Origin of the sequence: Martelella mediterranea DSM 17316 (assembly GCF_002043005.1) — a bacterium.
GTDB lineage: Bacteria > Pseudomonadota > Alphaproteobacteria > Rhizobiales > Rhizobiaceae > Martelella > Martelella mediterranea.
In genome coordinates this window covers 4,239,840-4,259,063 of the sequence record NZ_CP020330.1, presented here as the reverse complement: position 1 = coordinate 4,259,063, position 19,224 = coordinate 4,239,840, and the positions used below count along the sequence as shown (strand labels likewise).

General features: G+C 60.8%; 32 protein-coding genes. 27 read left to right on the top strand and 5 right to left on the bottom strand.

Annotated features, from left to right (window positions below):
* The first annotated feature begins 95 nt into the window (after positions 1–95).
* From rplC to Mame_RS19810, 27 genes are all read left to right on the top strand, one after another.
* Positions 96–791, top strand: coding sequence for a 50S ribosomal protein L3 (gene rplC / locus Mame_RS19940; RefSeq protein ID WP_026173613.1), 696 nt, complete (start codon positions 96–98; stop codon positions 789–791).
* Positions 791–1,411 (top strand): 50S ribosomal protein L4, encoded by a 621-nt coding sequence (gene rplD / locus Mame_RS19935; protein ID WP_018065612.1) that lies wholly within the window; start codon positions 791–793, stop codon positions 1,409–1,411. Before rplC ends, rplD begins: the two co-directional genes overlap by 1 nt.
* Positions 1,408–1,701 (top strand): 50S ribosomal protein L23, encoded by a 294-nt coding sequence (locus Mame_RS19930; protein ID WP_018065611.1) that lies wholly within the window; start codon positions 1,408–1,410, stop codon positions 1,699–1,701. Before rplD ends, Mame_RS19930 begins: the two co-directional genes overlap by 4 nt.
* A gap of 41 nt (positions 1,702–1,742) precedes the next feature.
* On the top strand, positions 1,743–2,579 hold the full coding sequence (rplB, locus tag Mame_RS19925) for a 50S ribosomal protein L2 (RefSeq protein ID WP_018065610.1): 837 nt from the start codon (positions 1,743–1,745) through the stop codon (positions 2,577–2,579).
* Between the two features lie 15 nt (positions 2,580–2,594).
* Positions 2,595–2,873 carry a 30S ribosomal protein S19 gene (gene rpsS, locus Mame_RS19920; protein WP_018065609.1) on the top strand — a complete coding sequence of 93 codons (279 nt, stop codon included), beginning with the start codon at positions 2,595–2,597 and terminating at the stop codon, positions 2,871–2,873.
* 2 nt (positions 2,874–2,875) lie between these two features.
* On the top strand, positions 2,876–3,259 hold the full coding sequence (gene rplV, locus Mame_RS19915; protein WP_018065608.1) for a 50S ribosomal protein L22: 384 nt from the start codon (positions 2,876–2,878) through the stop codon (positions 3,257–3,259).
* Positions 3,259–3,972 (top strand): 30S ribosomal protein S3, encoded by a 714-nt coding sequence (gene rpsC / locus Mame_RS19910; RefSeq protein WP_018065607.1) that lies wholly within the window; start codon positions 3,259–3,261, stop codon positions 3,970–3,972. Before rplV ends, rpsC begins: the two co-directional genes overlap by 1 nt.
* A gap of 36 nt (positions 3,973–4,008) precedes the next feature.
* Positions 4,009–4,422, top strand: a complete 414-nt coding sequence (gene rplP / locus Mame_RS19905) for a 50S ribosomal protein L16 (protein ID WP_018065606.1) — start codon at positions 4,009–4,011, stop codon at positions 4,420–4,422.
* Between the two features lie 12 nt (positions 4,423–4,434).
* Entirely contained in the window at positions 4,435–4,635 is a 201-nt protein-coding gene (gene rpmC, locus Mame_RS19900) for a 50S ribosomal protein L29 (protein ID WP_026173612.1), read from the top strand.
* A 21-nt stretch (positions 4,636–4,656) separates the two neighbouring features.
* Positions 4,657–4,902, top strand: coding sequence for a 30S ribosomal protein S17 (gene rpsQ, locus Mame_RS19895; protein WP_018065604.1), 246 nt, complete (start codon positions 4,657–4,659; stop codon positions 4,900–4,902).
* A 350-nt stretch (positions 4,903–5,252) separates the two neighbouring features.
* A complete protein-coding gene (gene rplN / locus Mame_RS19890; RefSeq protein WP_018065603.1) occupies positions 5,253–5,621 on the top strand; it encodes a 50S ribosomal protein L14 in 369 nt (122 codons plus the stop codon).
* A gap of 13 nt (positions 5,622–5,634) precedes the next feature.
* A complete protein-coding gene (gene rplX, locus Mame_RS19885; RefSeq protein ID WP_018065602.1) occupies positions 5,635–5,946 on the top strand; it encodes a 50S ribosomal protein L24 in 312 nt (103 codons plus the stop codon).
* A complete protein-coding gene (gene rplE / locus Mame_RS19880; RefSeq protein ID WP_018065601.1) occupies positions 5,939–6,496 on the top strand; it encodes a 50S ribosomal protein L5 in 558 nt (185 codons plus the stop codon). Before rplX ends, rplE begins: the two co-directional genes overlap by 8 nt.
* A 33-nt stretch (positions 6,497–6,529) precedes the next feature.
* The gene (gene rpsN / locus Mame_RS19875; protein ID WP_018065600.1) at positions 6,530–6,835 is read left to right on the top strand and encodes a 30S ribosomal protein S14; all 306 of its coding nucleotides are present in this window, start codon (positions 6,530–6,532) and stop codon (positions 6,833–6,835) included.
* A gap of 11 nt (positions 6,836–6,846) precedes the next feature.
* Positions 6,847–7,245, top strand: a complete 399-nt coding sequence (gene rpsH / locus Mame_RS19870; protein ID WP_018065599.1) for a 30S ribosomal protein S8 — start codon at positions 6,847–6,849, stop codon at positions 7,243–7,245.
* 41 nt (positions 7,246–7,286) lie between these two features.
* Positions 7,287–7,820, top strand: coding sequence for a 50S ribosomal protein L6 (gene rplF, locus Mame_RS19865; RefSeq protein WP_026173611.1), 534 nt, complete (start codon positions 7,287–7,289; stop codon positions 7,818–7,820).
* Between the two features lie 12 nt (positions 7,821–7,832).
* Complete coding sequence (gene rplR / locus Mame_RS19860; protein WP_026173610.1) at positions 7,833–8,195, top strand: 50S ribosomal protein L18; 363 nt, start codon at positions 7,833–7,835, stop codon at positions 8,193–8,195.
* Positions 8,196–8,353: 158 nt separating this feature from the next.
* Positions 8,354–8,923 carry a 30S ribosomal protein S5 gene (gene rpsE, locus Mame_RS19855; RefSeq protein WP_018065596.1) on the top strand — a complete coding sequence of 190 codons (570 nt, stop codon included), beginning with the start codon at positions 8,354–8,356 and terminating at the stop codon, positions 8,921–8,923.
* Between the two features lie 11 nt (positions 8,924–8,934).
* Positions 8,935–9,135, top strand: coding sequence for a 50S ribosomal protein L30 (rpmD, locus tag Mame_RS19850; protein ID WP_018065595.1), 201 nt, complete (start codon positions 8,935–8,937; stop codon positions 9,133–9,135).
* Positions 9,136–9,149: 14 nt separating this feature from the next.
* On the top strand, positions 9,150–9,626 hold the full coding sequence (gene rplO, locus Mame_RS19845; protein WP_018065594.1) for a 50S ribosomal protein L15: 477 nt from the start codon (positions 9,150–9,152) through the stop codon (positions 9,624–9,626).
* Positions 9,627–9,847: 221 nt separating this feature from the next.
* Entirely contained in the window at positions 9,848–11,185 is a 1,338-nt protein-coding gene (gene secY, locus Mame_RS19840) for a preprotein translocase subunit SecY (protein ID WP_018065593.1), read from the top strand.
* Entirely contained in the window at positions 11,182–11,772 is a 591-nt protein-coding gene (locus Mame_RS19835; RefSeq protein ID WP_018065592.1) for an adenylate kinase, read from the top strand. Before secY ends, Mame_RS19835 begins: the two co-directional genes overlap by 4 nt.
* 266 nt (positions 11,773–12,038) lie before the next feature.
* Positions 12,039–12,407, top strand: a complete 369-nt coding sequence (gene rpsM, locus Mame_RS19830) for a 30S ribosomal protein S13 (RefSeq protein WP_018065591.1) — start codon at positions 12,039–12,041, stop codon at positions 12,405–12,407.
* A 206-nt stretch (positions 12,408–12,613) separates the two neighbouring features.
* Entirely contained in the window at positions 12,614–13,003 is a 390-nt protein-coding gene (rpsK, locus tag Mame_RS19825) for a 30S ribosomal protein S11 (RefSeq protein ID WP_018065590.1), read from the top strand.
* Positions 13,004–13,101: 98 nt separating this feature from the next.
* Positions 13,102–14,112 carry a DNA-directed RNA polymerase subunit alpha gene (locus Mame_RS19820; RefSeq protein ID WP_018065589.1) on the top strand — a complete coding sequence of 337 codons (1,011 nt, stop codon included), beginning with the start codon at positions 13,102–13,104 and terminating at the stop codon, positions 14,110–14,112.
* Between the two features lie 45 nt (positions 14,113–14,157).
* Positions 14,158–14,586, top strand: coding sequence for a 50S ribosomal protein L17 (rplQ, locus tag Mame_RS19815; RefSeq protein WP_018065588.1), 429 nt, complete (start codon positions 14,158–14,160; stop codon positions 14,584–14,586).
* A gap of 181 nt (positions 14,587–14,767) precedes the next feature.
* On the top strand, positions 14,768–15,157 hold the full coding sequence (locus Mame_RS19810) for a cupin domain-containing protein (RefSeq protein WP_018065587.1): 390 nt from the start codon (positions 14,768–14,770) through the stop codon (positions 15,155–15,157).
* Between the two features lie 112 nt (positions 15,158–15,269).
* Here Mame_RS19810 and Mame_RS19805 read toward each other — a convergent pair whose 3' ends face one another.
* From Mame_RS19805 to Mame_RS19785, 5 genes are all read right to left on the bottom strand, one after another.
* The gene (locus Mame_RS19805; RefSeq protein ID WP_018065586.1) at positions 15,270–16,136 is read right to left on the bottom strand and encodes a DUF817 domain-containing protein; all 867 of its coding nucleotides are present in this window, start codon (positions 16,134–16,136) and stop codon (positions 15,270–15,272) included.
* 108 nt (positions 16,137–16,244) lie between these two features.
* On the bottom strand, positions 16,245–16,913 hold the full coding sequence (msrQ, locus tag Mame_RS19800; protein WP_018065585.1) for a protein-methionine-sulfoxide reductase heme-binding subunit MsrQ: 669 nt from the start codon (positions 16,911–16,913) through the stop codon (positions 16,245–16,247).
* Between the two features lie 10 nt (positions 16,914–16,923).
* Positions 16,924–17,901 (bottom strand): protein-methionine-sulfoxide reductase catalytic subunit MsrP, encoded by a 978-nt coding sequence (gene msrP / locus Mame_RS19795; protein ID WP_018065584.1) that lies wholly within the window; start codon positions 17,899–17,901, stop codon positions 16,924–16,926.
* Positions 17,902–18,049: 148 nt separating this feature from the next.
* Positions 18,050–18,589 (bottom strand): helix-turn-helix transcriptional regulator, encoded by a 540-nt coding sequence (locus Mame_RS19790; RefSeq protein WP_018065583.1) that lies wholly within the window; start codon positions 18,587–18,589, stop codon positions 18,050–18,052.
* On the bottom strand, positions 18,586–19,224 hold the full coding sequence (locus Mame_RS19785) for a cytochrome b/b6 domain-containing protein (RefSeq protein ID WP_026173609.1): 639 nt from the start codon (positions 19,222–19,224) through the stop codon (positions 18,586–18,588). The genes Mame_RS19790 and Mame_RS19785 overlap by 4 nt, the downstream gene beginning before the upstream one ends.

Genomic DNA, 19,224 nt, shown 5'->3' with positions numbered 1-19,224 from the left:
AATCGCTGGGCGCTTTATGGAAGCGCGCATGATGTCCCAAAAAGAGACACGCCGGAGGCTTTGCCGAAGGCCGGAACTCTAAAAGGAACGAACCGATGCGTTCAGGTGTGATAGCACAGAAGGTGGGAATGACCCGCGTCTTCACAGACGCAGGAGAGCATATCCCTGTAACAGTTTTGCGAATGGAAGGCTGCCAGGTCGTCTCCACGCGCACCAAGGAAAAGAACGGCTACACCGCCGTTCAGCTCGGCGCCGGCCGCTCGAAGGTCAAGAACACCTCGAAGGCGCTGCGCGGGCACTTTGCCGCCGGCTCCGTCGAGCCGAAGGCCAAGCTCGTCGAATTCCGCGTGTCGGAAGACAACCTGCTCGATGTTGGCGCCGAACTGACGGCCAGCCACTTCGTTTCGGGCCAGCTCGTCGACGTCACCGGCACCACCATCGGTAAGGGTTTTGCCGGTGCGATGAAGCGCCACAACTTCGGCGGCCTTCGCGCCACCCACGGCGTTTCGGTCTCGCACCGCTCGCACGGCTCGACCGGTTCCAACCAGGACCCGGGCAAGGTCTGGAAGGGCAAGAAGATGGCCGGTCACATGGGCCAGACCCGCGTCACCACGCAGAACCTCGAGGTTGTCCGCACTGATGAAGAGCGCGGCCTGATCCTAGTCAAGGGCGCCGTTCCCGGTTCGAAGGGCGCCTGGATTACGGTTCGCGATGCCGTGAAGTCCGGTGTTCCTGAAAATGCGCCGCGGCCTGCCGGCCTGCGTGCGGCTGAAACCAATGGAGCCGAATAATGGATCTCACAGTTAAAACACTTGAGGGCAAGGACGCCGGCAAAGTCAGCCTGAAGGACGAGATCTTCGGCCTCGAGCCGCGCGAAGACATCCTCGCCCGCATGGTTCGCTACCAGCTCGCTGCCAAGCGTCAGGGTTCGCACAAGGTCAAGGGACGCTCGGAAGTGTCGCTGACCGGCGCCAAGATGTACAAGCAGAAGGGCACCGGTAACGCCCGCCACCACGCCAAGCGTGCGCCGCAGTTCCGCGGCGGTGGTGTTGCCCATGGTCCGGTCGTTCGCGATCACTCGCACGATCTGCCGAAAAAGGTCCGCGCGCTCGCTCTGAAGCATGCGCTGTCGACCAAGGCGAAGTCCGAGGACCTGATCATCATCGACGATCTGGTTGCCAAGGAAGCCAAGACCAAGGCGCTGCTTTCGCAGTTCACCGGTCTCGGCCTCGACAACGCGCTGATCATCGGCGGTGCGGAAGTGGACGGCAACTTCAAGCTGGCGGCCCGCAACATTCCGAATATCGATGTTCTGCCGGTTCAGGGCATCAACGTGTATGACATCCTGCGCCGCGGCAAGCTCGTGCTGTCGAAGTCTGCGGTCGAAGCTCTGGAGGAGCGGTTCAAATGAGCGATATCCGCCATTACGACGTGATCGTTTCGCCGGTCATCACTGAAAAATCGACCCTTGTTTCCGACAACAACCAGGTCGTGTTCAACGTTGCCAAGACTGCAAGCAAGCCCGAGATCAAGGCCGCCGTCGAAGAACTCTTCGGCGTCAAGGTCAAGGCGGTCAACACGCTTGTACGCAAGGGCAAGATCAAGCGCTTCCGGAATTTCTCCGGCAAGCAGAAGGACGTCAAGAAGGCGATCGTCACCCTGGCTGAAGGCCAGTCCGTGGACGTGACGACCGGCGTTTGAAACAGACCCGTTAGGGTAAAGACCCAATAGGGAATGAGAAAATGGCATTGAAAACATTCAATCCGACAACGCCGAGCCAGCGCCAACTGGTAATCGTCGAGCGTTCGGAGCTTTACAAGGGCAAGCCCGTCAAGGCGTTGACGCAGGGCCTGTCTTCGAAGGGTGGCCGTAACAACTACGGTCGCGTTACGGCGCGCTTCCAGGGCGGTGGCCACAAGCGCACCTATCGCATGATCGACTTCAAGCGTCGCAAGTTCGGCGTCGAGGGCACGGTCGAGCGTCTTGAATACGACCCGAACCGGTCGGCCTTCATCGCGCTGATCAACTACGCCGATGGCGAACTGGCCTACATCCTTGCTCCGCAGCGTCTGGCTGTCGGCGACAAGGTGCAGGCTGCAGACAGCGCCATCGACGTGAAGCCCGGCAATGCGATGCCGCTGCAGAACATCCCGGTCGGCTCGATCGTGCATAACGTCGAGATGAAGCCGGGCAAGGGCGGTCAGATCGCCCGTTCGGCAGGCACCTATGTGCAGCTGGTCGGTCGCGACCAGGGCATGGCGATCCTGCGGCTCAACTCCGGCGAACAGCGTCTGGTGCCGGGCTCTTGCCTTGCAACGATCGGCGCTGTATCGAACCCCGATCACTCCAACACGAATGACGGCAAGGCCGGTCGTTCGCGCTGGCGGGGCAAGCGTCCGCATGTTCGCGGCGTCGTCATGAACCCGATCGACCACCCGCACGGTGGTGGTGAAGGCCGCACCTCCGGTGGTCGTCACCCGGTCTCGCCCTGGGGCAAGCCCACCAAGGGCAAGCGTACGCGCAAGAACAAGTCGACCGACAAGTTCATCATGCGTTCGCGCCACCAGAAGAAGAAATAAGAGAGGTAGTCTGAAATGGCTCGTTCAGTATGGAAGGGACCGTTCGTTGACGGCTATCTTCTCAAGAAGGCTGAGAAGGTTCGTGAAGGCGGCCGCCACGAAGTGATCAAGATCTGGAGCCGTCGCTCCACGATCATGCCGCAGTTCGTCGGCCTGACCTTCGGCGTCTACAATGGTTCGAAACACATTCCGGTTTCGGTATCGGAAGACATGGTCGGTCACAAGTTCGGCGAATTCGCGCCGACCCGTACCTATTATGGTCACGGCGCCGACAAGAAGGCGAAGAGGAAGTAACAATGGGCAAGGCAAAAGCCGCGCGCCGGCTTAAGGAAAATGAGGCGCAGGCCGTTACGCGCACCATCCGCGTCAGCCCGCAGAAGCTCAACCTCGTCGCCGCCATGATCCGCGGCAAGAAGGTTGACCGGGCGCTGGCCGAACTCGAATTCTCGCAGAAGCGGGTTTCCGAGACGGTCCGCAAGACGCTGGAATCGGCGATCGCGAATGCAGAAAACAACCACGATCTCGACCCTGACCAGCTCATCGTCGCGGAAGCCTATGTCGGCAAGTCGATTGTCGCGAAGCGCTTCATGGTTCGTGGTCGTGGCCGCGCATCGCGCATCCTGAAGCCGTTCTCGCACCTGACGATCGTCGTTCGCGAAGTCGAAGAGGAGGCCGCATAATGGGTCAGAAAATCAATCCGATCGGCTTCCGCCTCGGTATCAACCGCACCTGGGACAGCCGCTGGTTCGCAGACAACCATGAATATGGCAAGCTTCTTCATGAAGACCTGAAGATCCGCAGCTATATTCAGAAGGAACTGAAGCAGGCTGGCGTTTCCAAGGTCGTGATCGAGCGTCCGCACAAGAAGTGCCGCGTGACGATCCACTCGGCGCGTCCGGGCCTGATCATCGGCAAGAAGGGCGCTGATATCGAAAAGCTGCGCCGCAAGCTTGGCACGATGACGGATTCGGAAATGCACCTCAACATCGTTGAAGTGCGCAAGCCGGAAACCGACGCCACGCTGGTTGCACAGTCGATCGCTCAGCAGCTCGAGCGCCGTATCGCGTTCCGCCGCGCCATGAAGCGTTCGGTTCAGACCGCGATGCGCATGGGCGCCGAAGGCATCCGTATCGTTTGCGGCGGCCGTCTCGGCGGCGCGGAAATCGCGCGTACCGAATGGTATCGCGAAGGCCGCGTTCCGCTTCACACGCTGCGCGCCGACATCGACTACGGCACGGCCGAAGCTGAAACCGCATACGGCATCTGCGGCATCAAGGTCTGGATCTTCAAGGGCGAAATCCTTGAGCACGATCCGATGGCCTCCGAGCGTCGCGCGACCGAAGGCGACAACAAGGGTAACAGCGGCAACAATCGCCGCCGCGAGAACGCCTGATTTCAGGCGTTCGGCGAAGTTCGGAGATAAAAGAAAATGTTGCAGCCAAAGCGTACAAAGTACCGCAAGCAGTTCAAGGGCCGCATCCATGGCGTTGCCAAGGGCGGCAGCGACCTGGCTTTCGGTGAATATGGGCTGAAGGCGCAGGAACCCAACCGCGTCAACGCACGCGAGATCGAGGCGGCCCGCCGCGCGATCACCCGTCACATGAAGCGTGCGGGCCGTGTATGGATCCGTATTTTCCCCGACGTTCCGGTCACCTCGAAGCCGACCGAAGTGCGTATGGGTAAAGGTAAGGGCGGCGTCGACTATTGGGCAGCCAAGGTCAAGCCCGGCCGGATCATGTTCGAAATCGACGGCGTGAGCGAAGACATTGCCCGCGAAGCCCTGCGTCTCGGCGCTGCCAAGCTTTCGGTCAAGACGCGCTTCATCCAGCGCATCGCCGAATAAGGAGTGGTACTGATGAAAACCTCTGACGTACACGCCATGAGCGAAGACCAGCTCAAGGACGAACTCGCCAAGCTGAAGAAGGAGCAGTTCAACCTGCGCTTCCAGAAGGCGACCGGCCAGCTGGAGCAGACGGGCCGCATCAAGCAGGTTCGTCGCGACATCGCGCGTGTAAAGACAATCGCAAGCCAGAAGGCTTCGGCCTCCAAGGCCTGAACGTAAGGGACCGACAAGAAAATGCCTAAACGCATCCTGCAAGGCGTTGTCGTTAGCGACAAGAACGATAAAACGGTCGTCGTCCGGGTTGAGCGTCGTTTCGCCCACCCGCTTCTCCAGAAGACCGTACGCCGCTCGAAGAAGTACAAGGCGCACGACGCCGAGAACCAGTACAAGACCGGGGACACCGTATTCATCGAAGAATGCGCTCCGGTTTCCAAAGACAAGCGCTGGAAGGTGGTTTCCACCGTTTCCGCCGACGCTTGATCGGGAAATACCGGCAGTATTTGGCCCGAGCCCTTGCGCTTTGGCGAAATTTCTGTATGTAGCACGGCAGATGTGCAAAGGGCGTCCGGCAACGGGCGGCCTTTTCCGTAAGGGCGCTGCCCAGGTTTGGGCCGGATCCTCGATCCGCATGGCATCCTGAAAGACGCTACACCAAGACGCTCCGGCTCTTGACCTCGTGTTGCCTGAAAGGCGGCGCGATGGGCCGGGTAGGGAATTTGAGCGGCCGCAGGCTCCGGGATAGGGGCAGGCGGGCGCTTCGATACGTGTCGATTAAGCTGGTCTAGGGGGTGTTCCCAACCGGGCCGGTAACAACAAGAAGGCGACCTGATATGATTCAGATGCAAACAAACCTCGACGTGGCGGATAATTCCGGCGCGCGTCGTGTCATGTGCATCAAGGTTCTGGGCGGCTCCAAGCGTAAATATGCCTCGGTCGGCGATATCATCGTCGTGTCCGTGAAAGAGGCTGTTCCGCGTGGACGCGTCAAGAAGGGCGATGTGATGAAGGCCGTCGTCGTGCGCACGGCGAAGGACATCCGCCGCGCTGACGGCTCGGTCATCCGTTTCGACGGCAATGCCGCCGTTTTGATCAACAACAACAAAGAGCCGATTGGTACGCGTATCTTCGGGCCAGTGCCGCGCGAGCTGCGCGCCAAGAGCCATATGAAGATCATTTCCCTGGCTCCTGAAGTTCTGTAAGGGAGCGCGGAAAATGCAGAGAATCAAGAAGGGCGACAAGGTCGTCGTCATCGCCGGCAAGGACAAGGGTCGCACCGGTGAAGTGGTCGCGGTTTCCCCGAAGGATGACCGCGCCGTCGTTTCCGGCATCAATGTCGTGCGTCGCCACCAGCGCCAGACGCAGACCACCGAAGCCGGCATCATCGCCAAGGAAGCGCCGATCCATCTGTCGAACCTCGCTGTTGCCGATCCCAAGGACGGCAAGCCGACCCGCGTCGGTTTCAAGGTCGAGGGTGACAAGAAGGTCCGCTATGCAAAGCGTTCGGGAGAAGTGATCGATGGCTGAAGCAAAGTATGAGCCGCGTCTGAAGACGGTCTACCTCGAAAAGATCCGCCCGCAGATGCAGGAGCAGTTCTCCTACGCCAACGGCATGATGATCCCGCGCCTGGACAAGGTCGTGATCAACATGGGCGTCGGCGAAGCGGTTGGCGACAGCAAGAAGCCCGCCAACGCTGCCGCGGATCTGGCCGCGATTGCCGGTCAGAAGGCGATCGTCACCCACGCTCGCAACTCCATCGCCGGCTTCAAGGTCCGCGAAGGCATGCCGATCGGCGCCAAGGTGACGCTGCGCGGCAACCGCATGTATGAATTCGTTGATCGCCTCATCAACATCGCGCTTCCGCGCGTTCGCGACTTCCGGGGCCTCAATCCGAAGAGCTTTGACGGGCGTGGCAACTTCGCCATGGGCGTCAAGGAGCACATCGTGTTTCCTGAGATCGAATACGACAAGGTCGATCAGATGTGGGGCATGGATATTATCGTTTGCACGACGGCTACCAAGGACGATGAAGCACGGGCGCTTTTGACGGCGTTCAACTTCCCGTTCCGCAAGTAACCGTAACGACGAGCGTAGAAAAGGAACAACGACATGGCGAAGACAAGCGCAGTCGAAAAGAACAAGCGCCGCCGCGAGACGGTTGCCCGGGATGCTGAAAAGCGTGCCGCGCTGAAGGCGATCATCAAGGACCAGAAGCTTCCGATCGAGGAGCGCTTCCGCGCGACCCTGAAGCTTGCCGATATGCCGCGCGACGGCTCCAAGACGCGCATCCGCAACCGTTGCCAAGTGTCAGGCCGCCCGCGTGCGTATTACCGCAAGCTGGGCATGTCCCGTATCGCACTTCGTGACCTTGGCAACACCGGCAAAGTGCCCGGTATTGTCAAGTCGAGCTGGTAAGGAGGCGCCTCATGGCAATGTCCGATCCCCTGGGCGATATGCTCACCCGTATCCGCAACGGCGCCTCGCGCCGCAAGACGTCCGTGACCACGCCGGCTTCCAAGCTGCGCGCCCGCGTTCTCGACGTTCTGCAGGCTGAAGGCTACATCCGCGGTTACACCCAGACCGACTTCGACAACGGCAAGTCCGAGATCGAAATCGAGCTGAAGTATTATGAAAACGCGTCCGTGATCCGCGAGATCGCCCGCGTTTCCAAGCCGGGCCGCCGGGTCTATGTCTCGGTCAAGTCCATTCCGCAGGTCGCAAACGGTCTGGGTATCACGATCCTCTCCACCCCCAAGGGTGTGATGGCTGATCATCAGGCGCGCGAACAGAATGTTGGTGGCGAGGTTCTCTGCTCGATCTTCTAAGATCGCGCAGATCCTCCTAGCGAAACAGACAGGTAAAACAAATGTCTCGTATCGGTAAAAAGCCCGTTCAGGTTCCCAAGGGTGTGACTGCGTCGGTGGACGGCCAGAAGATCACAGCCAAGGGCCCGAAGGGCGAACTGTTCTTCGTCGCCAATGACGAAGTCAGCGTTGCAATGGAAGACGGCGCGATCGTCGTTTCCCCGATCAACCAGTCCAAGGAAGCCCGCTCCAAGTGGGGCATGTCCCGGACCATGGTTGAAAACATCATGAAGGGCGTCACCGACGGTTACGAGCGCAAGCTCGAGATCAACGGCGTTGGTTACCGCGCGGCGATGCAGGGCAAGAACCTGCAGCTCTCGCTCGGCTTCTCCCACGAAGTTGTGTATCAGCCGCCGGAAGGCATCACGCTCGCTTGCCCGAAGCCGACGGAAATCACCGTCACCGGCATCGACAAGCAAGTCGTCGGCCAGGTCGCTGCGAACATTCGCGAATATCGCGGTCCCGAGCCCTACAAGGGCAAGGGCGTGAAATACGCGGAAGAGCGCATCGTCCGCAAGGAAGGCAAGAAGAAGTAAGGATCACGCGTTATGGCTAGCAGGAAAGAAACCATTGCACGCCGCGCCAGCCGCGTGCGCCGCCAGGTCAAGAAGGTCGCAAACGGCCGTCCGCGTCTGTCGGTCCATCGTTCTTCGAAGAACATCTATGCCCAGATCATCGATGACGCCGCCGGCCGTACGCTGGCCGCCGCATCGACGCTCGACGCTTCGCTGCGTGGCGATCTCAAGACGGGCGCTGACCGCGCGGCTGCCGAAGCCGTTGGCAAGCTCGTCGCCGAGCGCGCCACCAAGGCCGGCGTCAAGGAAGTCGTGTTCGATCGCGGCGCCTTCATCTTTCACGGTCGCGTCAAGGCTCTGGCCGACGGCGCCCGCGAAGGCGGCCTGAGCTTCTGATGAAGTTATGAGGCGCGCGTCTCAGCGCGTCTCGCACCCGGCGGGCCGATACTGCTCTTGAAGAGCCAAGTCGCCCGACCGTTCGCCGGCCGCCACGCTAGAGGCTAGCGGCCTTTCCATATGCCGATTGCACCCGGAAAAGAAAAAGGAACAGGACAATGGCACAGGACAGAAGGGGATCGCGCGACGATCGCCACAACCGGGATGAGCGCGACAGCGAATTCGTTGACAAGCTCGTTGCCATCAATCGCGTTGCCAAGACCGTCAAGGGCGGTCGCCGCATGGGCTTTGCAGCGCTCGTCGTCGTCGGCGACGGCAAGGGCCGCGTCGGCTTCGGCCACGGCAAGGCCCGCGAAGTGCCGGAAGCCATCCGCAAGGCGACGGAAGCCGCCAAGCGCGAGATGATTTTCGTGCCGCTGCGCGACGGCCGTACGCTGCATCACGACATCAAGGGCCGTCACGGCGCCGGCAAGGTTCTGCTGCGCACCGCCAAGGCCGGTACCGGCATCATCGCCGGTGGTCCGATGCGCGCCGTTTTCGAAACCCTGGGTGTTGCCGACGTCGTCGCCAAGTCGACCGGCTCGTCCAATCCCTACAACATGGTTCGCGCCACCTTTGATGCCCTGAAGAGCCAGATGCATCCGAAGGACATCGCAGCCCAGCGCGGCCTGAAATACGCCACGCTGCAGGCTCGCCGCCAGGCCGCTGGCGCTGTTGTCGACGAGTAAGGGAGGCAACCATGGCCAAAGCTAGCACCAAGAAGACTGTCACCGTTGAGCAGATCGGCAGCCCGATCCGCCGTCCCGCCGTACAGCGCCAGACGCTGATCGGCCTCGGCCTCAACAAGATGCATCGTGTGCGCACCCTGGAAGATACGCCTTCCGTTCGCGGCATGATCAACAGCATTCCCCATCTCGTCCGCGTCGTCGACGAGAAGTGAGACGGGAGACCATCATGAAACTGAACGAAATCAAGGATCGCGAAGGCGCGACGCATTCCAAGAAGCGTCTCGGCCGCGGCATCGGTTCGGGCTCCGGCAAGACCGGCGGTCGCGGCGTCAAGGGCCAGAAGTCCCGTTCGGGCGTTGCCATCAACGGCTTCGAAGGCGGCCAGATGCCGATCTATCGTCGTCTGCCGAAGCGCGGCTTCGTCAACATCTTTTCGAAGGACTTCGCTGAAGTGTCGCTCGGCCGCCTCCAGGCCGCCGTTGACGCCAAGAAGCTCGACGCCAAGAAGACGGTCACCGCCGAAACCCTCAAGGAAGCCGGCGTGATTCGCCGCGTCAAGGACGGCGTTCGCGTGCTGTCCGACGGCGAACTGAAGGCCAAGCTGACGCTCGAAGTCGCAGGCGCTTCCAAGGCCGCGATCGAGAAGATCGAAAAGGCCGGCGGCTCGATCACCGTTGCCTCCGGCGCCAAAAACGCCGAATAATTCGGCTTCTATTTGAAAAATCTACGCCCGGAGTGCTTCACACCGGGCGTTTTTTCTTCCATATGTGCCTCGACCACCGGCTGGCCCCCAAAAAAAGCCAAGCGGGTGGTTTATCGTGAAGACGGCCCACGTTCGAAATGGAGCGATGTCGCCTGTTACGAATCGGGCAATTTTTCGCACCGGGCGCTCTTCTGCGGCCGTGCGGCGACGCGGAGATACGCATGGCTTCTGCAGCGGAACAACTCGCATCCAATCTGAACTTCTCGACCTTTGCCAAGGCGACGGATCTGAAGAAGCGGATCTGGTTCACCCTTCTGGCGCTTCTCGTGTACCGGCTGGGTACGCATATCCCGCTTCCCGGTATCAATCTCGATGCCTATGCCCAGGCCTTCCAGGGCCAGTCCGAGGGCATCCTCGGCATGTTCAACATGTTCTCGGGCGGCGCGGTGCAGCGCATGGCGATCTTCGCGCTTGGCATCATGCCCTATATCTCGGCCTCGATCATCGTGCAGCTCCTGACCGCCGTCGTGCCGTCGCTGGAAGCGCTGAAGAAGGAAGGCGAGCAGGGCCGCAAGATCATCAACCAGTATACCCGCTACGGCACGGTGGTGCTGGCGACGGCGCAGGCCTACGGCATTGCGATCGGCCTGCAGTCCGGCGCCAATCTGGTCACCGATCCCGGCTGGTTCTTCATTCTCTCCACCGTCGTCACGCTTGTTGGCGGCACCATGTTCCTGATGTGGCTTGGTGAGCAGATCACCTCGCGCGGCATCGGCAACGGCATCTCGCTGATCATCTTCTCCGGCATCGTCGCGGGCCTTCCGGCCGCCGTCGGCAACATGCTGGAACTTTCGAGCGTCGGTTCGATCTCGGCTTTCGTCACGATCCTGATTCTCGTCGTCGTGATCGCTGTGTTCGCGCTGATCGTGTTCGTGGAACGCGCCCAGCGTCGGCTGCTGATCCAGTATCCGAAGCGCCAGGTCGGCAACCGCATGTTCCAGGGCGATACCTCGCACCTGCCGCTGAAGCTCAACACCTCGGGCGTTATCCCGGCGATTTTCGCGTCCTCGCTGCTGTTGCTGCCGGCGACGCTTGCTGGTTTCACATCTTCGGAACTGCCGAGCTGGGCGACCGCCATCATCGCATCGCTCGGCCATGGTCAGGCGCTCTACATGATCGTCTACGGTCTGCTGATCGCGTTCTTCGCCTTCTTCTACACCGCCATCGTCTTCAACCCGAAGGAAACGGCGGATAATTTGAAGCGGCACGGCGGCTTCATTCCGGGCATCCGTCCGGGCGAGCGCACCGCCGAATACATAGACTATGTTCTGACTCGCATTACCGTTGTTGGCGCGATCTATCTGGTCTTCGTCTGCATTCTGCCGGAGATTCTCGTGGCCCGCACCGGCGTGTCTCTGGCGCTTGGCGGTACCTCGCTGCTCATTATCGTCAGCGTGACCTTGGATACCGTATCGCAGATCCAGGGACATCTGATTGCCCAGCAGTATGAGGGGCTGATCAAGAAATCGAAATTGCGGGGAGGAAAGAGGGGACGATGAGACTTATACTTCTGGGACCGCCGGGCGCCGGCAAGGGGACGCAGGCGCAGCGCATCGTTGCTAGGCATGGCATTCCGCAGCTTTCCACGGGCGATATGCTGCGTGCGGCCGTGGCTGCCGGGACCGAGGTCGGCAAGAGGGCGAAGGCGCTTATGGATGCCGGCGAACTCGTGCCTGATGATGTGGTCAACGCGATCGTGTCCGATCGGATCGAGCAGCCGGACTGCGCTGGCGGGTTCATTCTCGACGGCTATCCCCGCACTTTGGTGCAGGCCGACGCAGTCGACGCCATGCTGAGCGAGAAAGGGCTGTCCCTCGACGTTGCCATCGAACTCGCCGTCGATGATTCGGCGATGGTCGGTCGCATTCTCCGACGCGCGGAAGAGGCCAAGGCCAGCGGTGAGCCGGTCCGCAAGGATGACAACGCGGAGGTCTATGCCGACCGGCTTCGCGCCTATTACAAGAGCACGGCGCCGCTGATCGGCTATTATTATGCCAAGGGCAAACTGCGCACGGTTGACGGCATGGCGGACATGGATGCCGTGACCGCCGAAGTGGAGAAAATTCTGGCCGACGCTTCGGCCTGACGCGATTGTACGCAGGCCGCCGCCAGACGGCGGCCTGACGTCATAAAATTTGAGGAATCGGTTGCAATACGGCGCTGTTTCCGCTATGAGCGCTCCAACTCGCGACATGGGGCAAGACGGTTAACGGTCCTTTTAGATTCTTTCAGGACGCGTCTTGTTACGAATATCGGTCGCGGCCGAGCAATGACAGGCGGGTTATCCGCCAAAGAAACCGGCAGTTTCTTGCGACATCAAGCTGCCAACAGAAAATGCTAAGGAGAATCGGCGTGGCTCGTATTGCTGGCGTCAACATCCCGACTGCCAAGCGCGTTGTTATCGCGCTGCAGTATATTCACGGGATCGGACCGAAATTCGCGCAGGAAATCTGCGAAAAGGCTTCCATCCCGGCCGAGCGCCGCGTGCATGAGCTGACGGACGCCGAAGTCCTTCAGATCCGCGAAGCGATCGACCGCGATTACATGGTTGAAGGCGACCTGCGTCGCGAGAATTCCATGAACATCAAGCGCCTGATGGACCTCGGCTGCTACCGCGGTCTGCGTCATCGTCGCGGCCTGCCGGTTCGCGGCCAGCGCACGCACACCAATGCCCGCACCCGCAAGGGCCCGGCAAAGGCGATTGCAGGCAAGAAGAAGTAAGTTTTACGGGACATTTTGTTCCGGAAAGAGCCGGCGGGTTTGCGCCGGCTTTCTGCGTAGATGACTGGGCCTTCAAGGGGCCGGTTTGCGGTGAGGCGGGAATGCCGCCGCGATGAAACGGATCAGGAGGGTTTTCGTCCAAGGCGAAACTTTCCCGGTGGAGCCGCTGGCGTTACGGCGGTGTCGAGATCAACGAAAGGAATACCATGGCCAAGGAAGCCACCCGCGTTCGCCGTCGCGAACGTAAGAATATTTCGTCGGGCGTTGCCCACGTGAACTCCTCGTTCAACAACACGATGATCACCATCACCGACGCTCAGGGCAACGCGATTGCCTGGTCGTCCGCTGGCGCCAAGGGCTTCAAGGGCTCGCGCAAGTCGACGCCGTTCGCTGCCCAGATCGCCGCCGAAGACTGCGCCAAGAAGGCTCAGGAACACGGCATGAAGTCGCTGGAAGTCGAAGTCTGCGGTCCGGGTTCGGGTCGTGAATCGGCTCTGCGCGCGCTCCAGGCTGCCGGTTTCGTCATCACCTCGATCCGCGATGTGACGCCGATCCCGCACAATGGCTGCCGCCCGCGCAAGAAGCGTCGCGTCTAATCATCTGTCAATTTGCTCCGGTGGCCTCGCAAGAGGCGCCGGTTCTACGAAGGTCGGCCGTCACGATTGGATAGTGCGGCGAACGAAAGGTAGAAATCATGATACAGAAAAACTGGCAGGAACTGATCAAGCCGTCGAAGGTGGAATTCACCTCGAGCGGCCCGAAGAAGGCGACGCTCGTCGCCGAGCCGCTGGAACGCGGCTTCGGCCTGACGCTCGGCAATGCGCTGCGCCGCATCCTTCTGTCCTCGCTGCGCGGCGCTGCCGTGACCGCGGTTCAGATCGATGGCGTTCTGCATGAATTCTCGTCGATCCCCGGCGTTCGCGAAGATGTCACCGACATCGTCCTGAACATCAAGGAAATCGCCATCCGCATGGAAGGCGACGAGGCCAAGCGCATGGTCGTGCGCAAGCAGGGCCCGGGCGTTGTCACCGCCGGCGACATTCAGACGGTTGGCGATATCGAGATCCTGAACCCTGATCTGGTGCTCTGCACGCTCGATGAAGGCGCTGAAATCCGCATGGAATTCACCGTCAACAACGGCAAGGGCTATGTGCCGGCCGAGCGCAATCGCGCCGAAGACGCGCCGATCGGCCTGATCCCGGTCGACAGCCTCTATTCGCCGATCCGTAAGGTCTCCTACAAGGTTGAGAACACCCGCGAGGGCCAGGTTCTCGACTATGACAAGCTGCTGATGACCATCGAAACCGATGGTTCGGTCACCGGCGAGGATTCGGTCGCATTCGCCGCCCGCATCCTGCAGGATCAGCTCTCGGTCTTCGTCAATTTCGAAGAGCCGCAGAAGGATACCGAGGAAGACGACGTCACCGAACTCGCCTTCAACCCGGCCCTTCTCAAGAAGGTCGACGAACTCGAGCTTTCGGTCCGTTCGGCCAACTGCCTGAAGAACGACAACATCGTTTACATCGGCGATCTCATCCAGAAGACGGAAGCGGAAATGCTGCGGACCCCGAATTTCGGCCGCAAGTCGCTGAACGAGATCAAGGAAGTGCTGGCCTCCATGGGCCTGCATCTGGGCATGGAAGTGCCGGCCTGGCCGCCGGAAAATATCGACGACCTCGCCAAGCGGTACGAGGATCAGTACTAACACGTCATACTGCAGGTAGATGCCTGCAAGTGAAGGAGAATAGCAATGCGCCATAAAAGTGCAGGCCGCAAGCTGAACAGAACGGCAAGCCATCGCAAGGCGATGTTTGCCAACATGGCCGTCTCGCTCATCGTTCATGAGCAGATCGTCACGACGCTGCCCAAGGCCAAGGAAATCCGTCCGATCGTCGAGAAGCTGATCACGCTCGGCAAGCGCGGCGATCTGCATGCCCGCCGTCAGGCGATCTCGCAGATCAAGGACGTCGACGCCGTCAAGAAGCTGTTCGACGTTCTGGCATCGCGCTATGTCGACCGCAATGGCGGCTACACCCGCATCATGAAGGCCGGCTTCCGCCACGGCGACAACGCCCCGATCGCCGTCATCGAATTCGTTGACCGCGATGTCGACGCCAAGGGCGCTGAAGACAAGGCCCGCGTAGCTGCCGAAGCCGATTCGGAAATGGAAGCCGCGTAAGCAGCGCTTTCAAGTGTGGTGAATTGAAGAGCCGGGTGCGAAAGCGCCCGGCTTTTTCTGTCTTTTGCATTGTCCGGGCGTTACCTCACGGCGCAGCTTCACGAGGTCGGTGGTTTCGCCTCTATCTACGTGATATGCACGTCTTGCCTCCAGTCCATTCACGATGACGGAGATTGTAGCGATGAAGTGCCTGCGCATTTATGCCACCACGGATGGTGAATCCCATTTCGACGAGATCGAATTGCCCACGACAAAACGATCTGTTCATCCCGATGCCGTGGCATTCGACGTTACCGCCAGCTATCCCGCCTCTCGCGTTCGCCTTACCCACATCCCGGCAGGCATGCGCGAGGTTGCCTGGCACACAGTCCCGGAACCGGTGCTTACGGTAAGACTGGATGGCTCCGTGGATTATGAGACGAGCGATGGAGAGGTCCGCCATGTCGCGGCAGGCAACTTCGTTCTGGTAACGGATACGCACGGCAAGGGGCATCTCTCGCGCCATTCTCCGGCGGCGCAGACCGTCATCTGGATTTCGCTGCCGAATGGGTTCGATTTTCCGGAAACCTGACAGCGCCGCGCCGCTGGCGCGATGTCGCGATCTCATCTCACGGTGGCAGTCTCCGAAACCGCAATAGCATCTTGTTCAGCGGTGGAGGGATCGAGCTATGTGTCCCTCAACTCTACCTCGGCACATCGATCGTCGCCCGGATATGCTTCAGAAAGGCGACGATGGTGAAGGTCATGATGATGACCAGCGTCCAGGAGCTCCATTTGCCGATATGGACGGTCGACCAGGCGCCGAGCTGGTCCGGATATTGCCAGACCGAAAAGAAGGTCGAGATGTTTTCGGCAAGCCAGATGAAGAAGCCGATCAGCACGAAGGCGAGCAGCATCGGCATCTTGCGGTCGCGGTCATAGGGGCGGAAGATCACCGTGGCGCGGGCATAGAGGCCGATGGCGAGCGCCGCGATATACCAGCGATAATCGCCGATATAGTGGTGGGTGAAGAAGTTGAGGTAGATCGCCAGCGCCACCAGCGTCGCCATCCAGTAGGGCGGATGGTGGATGATGCGGACATCGAGGATGCGCCACGCCTGAATGATATAGCTGCCGACCGCGGCATACATGAAACCGGCAAACAGCGGCACGCCGAGAAGCTTGGTATAGGCGAAGTCCGGATAGGCCCAGGACTGGATCGCCCCCGATGTCTTGAACGCCTCGAGCGCGAAGCCGACGACGTGAAAAAGGCAGATCGCCTTGAACTCGTCCATCGTCTCCAGCCCGAACCGGATCATCGCGAACTGGATGGCGAGCGCTATGATCAGCAAGAGATCATAGCGCGGAATGCCGGCGAGACCAGCGTGCGGCACGGCAAAGATCGCGATGAAGAACAGGCCCGCAAACAGGCAGGCGCGCGCCTCCTTGAGGCCGAAGAACAGGAATTCCACGCAGAAGCGGCGGAAACCCCTGAGCGCCGGATTTGGCGCGATATCGGTCAGCCACCGGTCGGGCGACCATGGTTTTACGGTTGTCGCGAAATCCGTCATGTCCCCTCGCGCTGTCATGTCGCTGGCACGTTTACGCAGGGGAGGGGCGATATTATGGCCTGGATTTGGCGGCGCGCGTCATCCCGCCACCCGGCTGAGAGCGGCGCGCTATTTCGTGCCCTTCCGCATCCGCGCCGCCTTCTTCCTCGCGCGCTTGCGTTCCGTGATCGCGGGCCGCGCGAAGCGGTAGCCGAGCAGCAGCACGGCGATCGCGATGTAGAGCATGATCTCCGGGCCGATGACCTTGCGCGACATGGCGAAGTGGAGGGTGGCAAGGGCCGTGATTTCGTAGATGAAGGAGTGGATCAGAATCCAGCCCTTCTTCAGGGTACGGATCGACCAGTTGTTGGAGGTGACGGCAAGCGGGATCAGCATCACCAGCGCCATCATGCCGAAGGTGATGAAGGGCCGCTTGATGATGTCCTCGATCACCATGGAGATATCCATGCGCTGGTCGAGAACGAGATAGACCAGGAAATGGAAGCAGACGTAATAAAACCCGAGCAGACCCAGCGCCCGGCGGTAGCGCATCAGGTTGATGTCCGCGAGATCGCGCAGCGGCGTGATACAGAGCGTCGCGAGGATGAAGCGCAGCGCCCAGATGCCCAGCACATGCTCGAAGGTCTTGACCGGGTCGACGCCGAGCTGGTTGGTTGCGCCGAGGTAGAAATACCACACGGCCGGCGCCAGACCGAGCGCGTAGAGCGCCCAGACGGAAGCCGGGCGCCACCAGTTGGTTTTGCTGGCCGGATGCTTTCTGGCTGCGATATCGGTCATGGGCGGGTGCTCAATAATTGGCCTTGAGGTCCATGCCCGCATAGAGGCTCGCCACCTCATCGCCATATCCGTTGAACATCAACGTCGGAATCCGCTCGCCGCCGAAAAAGCCACCGCCTTCGCCGATCACGCGCTCGGAGGCCTGGCTCCAGCGCGGATGCGGCACATCCGGGTTCACATTGGCATAGAAGCCGTATTCGTTTGACTGGAGCAGGTTCCAGCTATTGGGCGGCTGCTTGTCGGTGAGCGTCATCTTGACGATCGACTTGATGCCCTTGAAGCCGTATTTCCACGGCACCACCAGACGCATCGGCGCGCCGGACTGGTTCAGGAGCGTCTTGCCGTAAAGCCCGACCGCGATGATGGTCAGAGGGTGGTTGGCCTCGTCCAGCCGCAGCCCTTCGACATAGGGCCAGGGCATGGGCTGGCCGAAACCGCGCTGGCCGGGCATCTGGTCGGGGCGCACCACGGTCTGGAAGGCGACATATTTCGCCGAGCCCGTGGGTTCGGCGAGATCGAGGATCGATTTCAGCGGTATGCCGACCCACGGGATCACCATCGACCATGCTTCCACGCAGCGCATCCGGTAAGTGCGGTCTTCCAGCGGAAACTTCGTCAGCAGGGTTTCGATGTCGACGGTCTGCGGCTTCTGCACCATGCCGTCGATCTCGAAGGTCCAGGGGTAAGGCTGGAATTCGCCGGAATTGCGATAGGGATCTTCCTTGCCGGTCCCGAATTCGTAGAAATTATTGTAGTGGGTGATGTCCTCGTAGCTCGTCACCTTGCGGTCGGCGGGGGCGGGGATCGGGCCCTTCACCGTTTTCAGCGCGTCGCCCTGGCTGAGGTCTTCGCCGGCGGCGAAGGCTCCGGGGGCGGCGGCAAAGGTTGCGCCCGCCGCAAGGCCTGCCAGAAGGGTCCGGCGCTTAAGGTAGATATGCTCCGGCGTGATCTGGGATGCGGGGATATGGGGCGGCTTGTAAGCGGACATCGAAATGTCTCCCGTAATGTTCGTCATGAACTGTTACGTTGGAAGATCGTCGATAGTTTCAGCTTTAACAAGAAACTTTCCGACCACATTTTTGTGTATCGGGCGTGAGGCCGGGGCGGGATTGCCCGGCAAGGGCTGTGCCTGCGGCTCAAGTCGACTGTTGTTTTTCACCCGCCTCGGGCGGTGAAATGCCGTCTCCCAGAAGCTCCTCGACAAACCATGCCGCAAACTGCGCGCGGCCGGAAACGCCGGCCTTGGCATAGATCCGGGTCATCTGGGCGCGCACCGTGCCCTGGGCCGATCCCCGAAGGCGCGCGATTTCCGCCAGATCGATGCCCTTCAGCGCGAGCATGCCGACCTCCCGCTCCGCCGCCGTCAGTCCCCAGACATCGAATTGCGTTTCGATGATGCGGACGAAATCGCCGCGGGCGATATCGAGCGCGCGTCCCTGTGCGGCCATGCGTTCAAGTGTCAGCCGAAGCTGCCAGCCGGCCATGAAGATGCCGAGCACGAGAACGAATGCCGTCAGCGCCTCGATGATCGACTCGGCGTTCACCGGGGCATTGGAAAGGTCCCGAATGGCATCGGCGACGAAGAACAGGGCCGCCACGCTCTGCAGCATCATGAAGATGGCAAGGGCGATCGTTTGCGACCGCCCTTGCCGTGTCGGTTTCCGGGTTTTCGTCAACGCGGTGGACCCTTGATCATCGGGCGCACAAGATTTCTCCTGAGCGCGTAGCTTTCGGCCGCAACGCCTGCGACATGAACGAGCGCCAATATTAGCATGAGATTGGCCGCTGTCTCGTGGATCTCCTTCACGATTTCTCCGGAGTCCTCGGGGGATTCGTCGCCCTCGTCACCCCCGGCAAGCACGGACCAGTCGCCCTGTTCGACCGCGGCCCGCTCCTTGGCGATGGTGATTGGTGTTTTGGCGTCGGTCATGATCAGTCCCGTCGCGATCACCGCGGCAAGACAGGCCCAGAGCGCATAGACCATGATCGCGCCGGCCGGGTTGTGCGAGGGATATTCCTTGGGCTTGCCGCGCAACAGCGAGAAGAGATGCGAGACCGCCGCGCGCGGATCCGGGAGGAAGGCGGTAAACCGGGCTTCCCTCGGGCCGATGCCCCCCCAGACCAGGCGAATGACCAGCACCGCCATCGCGATCCAGCCGATCCAGATATGAAGGGTTCCGCCAGGCTCTGAAATCAGGCCGTTGATGATGACGGCGGCGGCGATCAACCAGTGACTGAGGCGCACCACCGGGTCCCACGGGTCGGGCGGGGCAATCGCTGCCCCGGTCCCTGTTTGTCTACCGGCGAACAT

Coding starts and splice junctions, on each gene's coding strand:
- rplC (WP_026173613.1), top strand. CDS start 96: ATGCGTTCAGGTGTGATAGCACAGAAGGTGGGAATGACCCGCGTCTTC.
- rplD (WP_018065612.1), top strand. CDS start 791: ATGGATCTCACAGTTAAAACACTTGAGGGCAAGGACGCCGGCAAAGTC.
- Mame_RS19930 (WP_018065611.1), top strand. CDS start 1,408: ATGAGCGATATCCGCCATTACGACGTGATCGTTTCGCCGGTCATCACT.
- rplB (WP_018065610.1), top strand. CDS start 1,743: ATGGCATTGAAAACATTCAATCCGACAACGCCGAGCCAGCGCCAACTG.
- rpsS (WP_018065609.1), top strand. CDS start 2,595: ATGGCTCGTTCAGTATGGAAGGGACCGTTCGTTGACGGCTATCTTCTC.
- rplV (WP_018065608.1), top strand. CDS start 2,876: ATGGGCAAGGCAAAAGCCGCGCGCCGGCTTAAGGAAAATGAGGCGCAG.
- rpsC (WP_018065607.1), top strand. CDS start 3,259: ATGGGTCAGAAAATCAATCCGATCGGCTTCCGCCTCGGTATCAACCGC.
- rplP (WP_018065606.1), top strand. CDS start 4,009: ATGTTGCAGCCAAAGCGTACAAAGTACCGCAAGCAGTTCAAGGGCCGC.
- rpmC (WP_026173612.1), top strand. CDS start 4,435: ATGAAAACCTCTGACGTACACGCCATGAGCGAAGACCAGCTCAAGGAC.
- rpsQ (WP_018065604.1), top strand. CDS start 4,657: ATGCCTAAACGCATCCTGCAAGGCGTTGTCGTTAGCGACAAGAACGAT.
- rplN (WP_018065603.1), top strand. CDS start 5,253: ATGATTCAGATGCAAACAAACCTCGACGTGGCGGATAATTCCGGCGCG.
- rplX (WP_018065602.1), top strand. CDS start 5,635: ATGCAGAGAATCAAGAAGGGCGACAAGGTCGTCGTCATCGCCGGCAAG.
- rplE (WP_018065601.1), top strand. CDS start 5,939: ATGGCTGAAGCAAAGTATGAGCCGCGTCTGAAGACGGTCTACCTCGAA.
- rpsN (WP_018065600.1), top strand. CDS start 6,530: ATGGCGAAGACAAGCGCAGTCGAAAAGAACAAGCGCCGCCGCGAGACG.
- rpsH (WP_018065599.1), top strand. CDS start 6,847: ATGGCAATGTCCGATCCCCTGGGCGATATGCTCACCCGTATCCGCAAC.
- rplF (WP_026173611.1), top strand. CDS start 7,287: ATGTCTCGTATCGGTAAAAAGCCCGTTCAGGTTCCCAAGGGTGTGACT.
- rplR (WP_026173610.1), top strand. CDS start 7,833: ATGGCTAGCAGGAAAGAAACCATTGCACGCCGCGCCAGCCGCGTGCGC.
- rpsE (WP_018065596.1), top strand. CDS start 8,354: ATGGCACAGGACAGAAGGGGATCGCGCGACGATCGCCACAACCGGGAT.
- rpmD (WP_018065595.1), top strand. CDS start 8,935: ATGGCCAAAGCTAGCACCAAGAAGACTGTCACCGTTGAGCAGATCGGC.
- rplO (WP_018065594.1), top strand. CDS start 9,150: ATGAAACTGAACGAAATCAAGGATCGCGAAGGCGCGACGCATTCCAAG.
- secY (WP_018065593.1), top strand. CDS start 9,848: ATGGCTTCTGCAGCGGAACAACTCGCATCCAATCTGAACTTCTCGACC.
- Mame_RS19835 (WP_018065592.1), top strand. CDS start 11,182: ATGAGACTTATACTTCTGGGACCGCCGGGCGCCGGCAAGGGGACGCAG.
- rpsK (WP_018065590.1), top strand. CDS start 12,614: ATGGCCAAGGAAGCCACCCGCGTTCGCCGTCGCGAACGTAAGAATATT.
- Mame_RS19820 (WP_018065589.1), top strand. CDS start 13,102: ATGATACAGAAAAACTGGCAGGAACTGATCAAGCCGTCGAAGGTGGAA.
- rplQ (WP_018065588.1), top strand. CDS start 14,158: ATGCGCCATAAAAGTGCAGGCCGCAAGCTGAACAGAACGGCAAGCCAT.
- Mame_RS19810 (WP_018065587.1), top strand. CDS start 14,768: ATGAAGTGCCTGCGCATTTATGCCACCACGGATGGTGAATCCCATTTC.
- Mame_RS19805 (WP_018065586.1), bottom strand. CDS start 16,136: ATGACGGATTTCGCGACAACCGTAAAACCATGGTCGCCCGACCGGTGG.
- msrQ (WP_018065585.1), bottom strand. CDS start 16,913: ATGACCGATATCGCAGCCAGAAAGCATCCGGCCAGCAAAACCAACTGG.
- msrP (WP_018065584.1), bottom strand. CDS start 17,901: ATGTCCGCTTACAAGCCGCCCCATATCCCCGCATCCCAGATCACGCCG.
- Mame_RS19785 (WP_026173609.1), bottom strand. CDS start 19,224: ATGTTCGCCGGTAGACAAACAGGGACCGGGGCAGCGATTGCCCCGCCC.